2 rRNA genes are annotated in these 5,228 nt (G+C 57.3%); both read right to left on the bottom strand.

The features are described 5' to 3' along the window. Window positions 1–41: 41 nt before the first annotated feature. Window positions 42–3,165, bottom strand: a 23S ribosomal RNA gene (locus tag IF61_RS0131665). A gap of 280 nt (window positions 3,166–3,445) precedes the next feature. Next, window positions 3,446–4,969: ribosomal RNA gene (locus IF61_RS33045) — 16S ribosomal RNA — on the bottom strand. The 16S and 23S rRNA genes sit together here, the layout of an rRNA operon. Window positions 4,970–5,228: the final 259 nt, after the last annotated feature.

Here is a 5,228-nt window from a genome sequence, read left to right as displayed (position 1 = left end):
TGTTCGTTACTTCAGAACTAACACAGTGGACGCGAGCAACTGAGGACAAGCCCTCGGCCTATTAGTACCAGTCAGCTCCAACCGTTACCGGTCTTCCACACCTGGCCTATCAACCCAGTCGTCTACTGGGAGCCTTACCCCATCAAGTGGGTGGGAGTCCTCATCTCGAAGCAGGCTTCCCGCTTAGATGCTTTCAGCGGTTATCCCTCCCGAACGTAGCCAACCAGCCATGCCCTTGGCAGGACAACTGGCACACCAGAGGTTCGTCCGTCCCGGTCCTCTCGTACTAGGGACAGCCCTTCTCAAGACTCCTACGCGCGCAGCGGATAGGGACCGAACTGTCTCACGACGTTCTAAACCCAGCTCGCGTACCGCTTTAATGGGCGAACAGCCCAACCCTTGGGACCGACTCCAGCCCCAGGATGCGACGAGCCGACATCGAGGTGCCAAACCATCCCGTCGATATGGACTCTTGGGGAAGATCAGCCTGTTATCCCCGGGGTACCTTTTATCCGTTGAGCGACGGCGCTTCCACAAGCCACCGCCGGATCACTAGTCCCGACTTTCGTCCCTGCTCGACCCGTCGGTCTCACAGTCAAGCTCCCTTGTGCACTTACACTCAACACCTGATTGCCAACCAGGCTGAGGGAACCTTTGGGCGCCTCCGTTACTCTTTAGGAGGCAACCGCCCCAGTTAAACTACCCACCAGACACTGTCCCTGATCCGGATCACGGACCCAGGTTAGACATCCAGCACGACCAGAGTGGTATTTCAACGACGACTCCACCATGGCTGGCGCCATGACTTCACAGTCTCCCACCTATCCTACACAAGCCGAACCGAACACCAATATCAAGCTATAGTAAAGGTCCCGGGGTCTTTCCGTCCTGCTGCGCGAAACGAGCATCTTTACTCGTAGTGCAATTTCACCGGGCCTATGGTTGAGACAGTCGAGAAGTCGTTACGCCATTCGTGCAGGTCGGAACTTACCCGACAAGGAATTTCGCTACCTTAGGATGGTTATAGTTACCACCGCCGTTTACTGGCGCTTAAGTTCTCAGCTTCGCCCCACCGAAATGGAGCTAACCGGTCCCCTTAACGTTCCAGCACCGGGCAGGCGTCAGTCCGTATACATCGCCTTACGGCTTCGCACGGACCTGTGTTTTTAGTAAACAGTCGCTTCTCGCTGGTCTCTGCGGCCACCCCCAGCTCAGGAAGTAAATTCCATCACCGGAAATGGCCCCCCTTCTCCCGAAGTTACGGGGGCATTTTGCCGAGTTCCTTAACCATAGTTCACCCGAACGCCTCGGTATTCTCTACCTGACCACCTGAGTCGGTTTAGGGTACGGGCCGCCATGAAACTCGCTAGAGGCTTTTCTCGACAGCATAGGATCATCCACTTCACCACAATCGGCTCGGCATCAGGTCTCAGCCTTAACGTGTGACGGATTTGCCTATCACACGGCCTACACCCTTACCCCGGGACAACCACCGCCCGGGCTGGACTACCTTCCTGCGTCACCCCATCGCTTACCTACTACAAGTCTGGATCGTCGGCTCCACCACTCCCCTACGCTCCGAAGAGCTCAGGGCGGCTTCACGGACTTAGCATCGCCTGATTCAGTATTGGGCGTTTCAAAGCGGGTACCGGAATATCAACCGGTTGTCCATCGACTACGCCTGTCGGCCTCGCCTTAGGTCCCGACTTACCCTGGGCAGATCAGCTTGACCCAGGAACCCTTAGTCAATCGGCGCACACGTTTCCCACGTGTGTATCGCTACTCATGCCTGCATTCTCACTCGTGAACCGTCCACAACTCGCTTCCGCGGCTGCTTCACCCGGCACACGACGCTCCCCTACCCATCACAGCGGGCGTTGGCCCTCATGCTGCAATGACACGACTTCGGCGGTACGCTTGAGCCCCGCTACATTGTCGGCGCGGAATCACTTGACCAGTGAGCTATTACGCACTCTTTCAAGGGTGGCTGCTTCTAAGCCAACCTCCTGGTTGTCTCTGCGACTCCACATCCTTTCCCACTTAGCGTACGCTTAGGGGCCTTAGTCGATGCTCTGGGCTGTTTCCCTCTCGACCATGGAGCTTATCCCCCACAGTCTCACTGCCGCGCTCTCACTTACCGGCATTCGGAGTTTGGCTAAGGTCAGTAACCCGGTAGGGCCCATCGCCTATCCAGTGCTCTACCTCCGGCAAGAAACACACGACGCTGCACCTAAATGCATTTCGGGGAGAACCAGCTATCACGGAGTTTGATTGGCCTTTCACCCCTAACCACAGGTCATCCCCCAGGTTTTCAACCCTGGTGGGTTCGGTCCTCCACGAAGTCTTACCTCCGCTTCAACCTGCCCATGGCTAGATCACTCCGCTTCGGGTCTTGGGCGCGCTACTCAATCGCCCTATTCGGACTCGCTTTCGCTACGGCTTCCCCACACGGGTTAACCTCGCAACACACCGCAAACTCGCAGGCTCATTCTTCAAAAGGCACGCAGTCACGACGCACCGAGTAAACTCGATGCGCGACGCTCCCACGGCTTGTAGGCACACGGTTTCAGGTACTATTTCACTCCGCTCCCGCGGTACTTTTCACCATTCCCTCACGGTACTATCCGCTATCGGTCACCAGGGAATATTTAGGCTTAACGGGTGGTCCCGCCAGATTCACACGGGATTTCTCGGGCCCCGTGCTACTTGGGTGTCTCTTAAACGAGCCGCACAGATTTCAGCTACGGGGGTCTTACCCTCTACGCCGGACCTTTCGCATGTCCTTCGCCTATCCATACGGTTTCTGACTCGTCTCACAGCCGGCAGACTATGAAAAAGAGATCCCACAACCCCGTATACGCAACCCCTGCCGGGTATCACACGCATACGGTTTGGCCTCATCCGGTTTCGCTCGCCACTACTCCCGGAATCACGGTTGTTTTCTCTTCCTGCGGGTACTGAGATGTTTCACTTCCCCGCGTTCCCTCCACACTGCCTATGTGTTCAGCAGCGGGTGACAGCCCATGACGACTGCCGGGTTTCCCCATTCGGACACCCCCGGATCAAAGCTTGGTTGACAGCTCCCCGGGGCCTATCGTGGCCTCCCACGTCCTTCATCGGTTCCTGGTGCCAAGGCATCCACCGTGCGCCCTTAAAAACTTGGCCACAGATGCTCGCGTCCACTGTGCAGTTCTCAAGCAACGACCAGCCACCCATCACCCCAACGCTTAACGCGTCGAGTGCACTGGGGCCGGCATCGCGAAGGTTCGAAACTTTCGTTCCGTACCCTCAGATACCCAACAGCGTGCCCGGCCCGACCAATCTGTGTTCACGTTCCACGCCGAAGCAGTACTAGTGACCCAAACCGATCGTGCCGAATAGTCAACGTTCCACCCATGAGCAACCGTGCAAGTCATTCGCTTGCAGTCGGCCATATGCTCCTTAGAAAGGAGGTGATCCAGCCGCACCTTCCGGTACGGCTACCTTGTTACGACTTCGTCCCAATCGCCAGTCCCACCTTCGACGGCTCCCTCCACAAGGGTTGGGCCACCGGCTTCGGGTGTTACCGACTTTCGTGACGTGACGGGCGGTGTGTACAAGGCCCGGGAACGTATTCACCGCAGCAATGCTGATCTGCGATTACTAGCAACTCCAACTTCATGGGGTCGAGTTGCAGACCCCAATCCGAACTGAGACCGGCTTTTTGAGATTCGCTCCACCTCACGGTATCGCAGCTCATTGTACCGGCCATTGTAGCACGTGTGCAGCCCAAGACATAAGGGGCATGATGACTTGACGTCGTCCCCACCTTCCTCCGAGTTGACCCCGGCAGTCTCCTGTGAGTCCCCATCACCCCGAAGGGCATGCTGGCAACACAGAACAAGGGTTGCGCTCGTTGCGGGACTTAACCCAACATCTCACGACACGAGCTGACGACAGCCATGCACCACCTGTATACCGACCACAAGGGGGCGACCATCTCTGGCCGTTTCCGGTATATGTCAAGCCTTGGTAAGGTTCTTCGCGTTGCGTCGAATTAAGCCACATGCTCCGCTGCTTGTGCGGGCCCCCGTCAATTCCTTTGAGTTTTAGCCTTGCGGCCGTACTCCCCAGGCGGGGAACTTAATGCGTTAGCTGCGGCACCGACGACGTGGAATGTCGCCAACACCTAGTTCCCAACGTTTACGGCGTGGACTACCAGGGTATCTAATCCTGTTCGCTCCCCACGCTTTCGCTCCTCAGCGTCAGTAATGGCCCAGAGATCCGCCTTCGCCACCGGTGTTCCTCCTGATATCTGCGCATTTCACCGCTACACCAGGAATTCCGATCTCCCCTACCACACTCTAGCCTGCCCGTATCGAATGCAGACCCGGGGTTAAGCCCCGGGCTTTCACATCCGACGTGACAAGCCGCCTACGAGCTCTTTACGCCCAATAATTCCGGACAACGCTTGCGCCCTACGTATTACCGCGGCTGCTGGCACGTAGTTAGCCGGCGCTTCTTCTGCAGGTACCGTCACTTTCGCTTCTTCCCTGCTGAAAGAGGTTTACAACCCGAAGGCCGTCATCCCTCACGCGGCGTCGCTGCATCAGGCTTTCGCCCATTGTGCAATATTCCCCACTGCTGCCTCCCGTAGGAGTCTGGGCCGTGTCTCAGTCCCAGTGTGGCCGGTCGCCCTCTCAGGCCGGCTACCCGTCGTCGCCTTGGTAGGCCATTACCCCACCAACAAGCTGATAGGCCGCGGGCTCATCCTTCACCGCCGGAGCTTTCCACCCACCGAGATGCCTCGGCAGGTCGTATCCGGTATTAGACCCCGTTTCCAGGGCTTGTCCCAGAGTGAAGGGCAGATTGCCCACGTGTTACTCACCCGTTCGCCACTAATCCACCCCGAAGGGCTTCATCGTTCGACTTGCATGTGTTAAGCACGCCGCCAGCGTTCGTCCTGAGCCAGGATCAAACTCTCCGTGAATGTTTACCGGTAATCCGGTGTGACACTCGCGTTGAGCGGAACAACCAGGAGGAATAATCCCGGTCGTTCACAGCGTCCTCGCTGTGCGCCTTCCTCTAGAGGAAGGACTTTTCAAAGGAACCGCGTCCCGATCCTCACGGACCGGAGACGGGGTATTTTATAGTCTGGCGTTGACTTTTGGCACGCTGTTGAGTTCTCAAGGAACGGACGCTTCCTTTGTACTCACCCTCTCGGGCTTTCCTCCGGGCGCTTCCCTTCG

This window comes from Streptomyces roseoverticillatus (genome assembly GCF_000719265.1).
GTDB classification, from domain to species: Bacteria; Actinomycetota; Actinomycetes; order Streptomycetales; family Streptomycetaceae; genus Streptomyces; species Streptomyces roseoverticillatus.
This window is presented reverse-complemented; position numbering and strand designations above follow the sequence as displayed.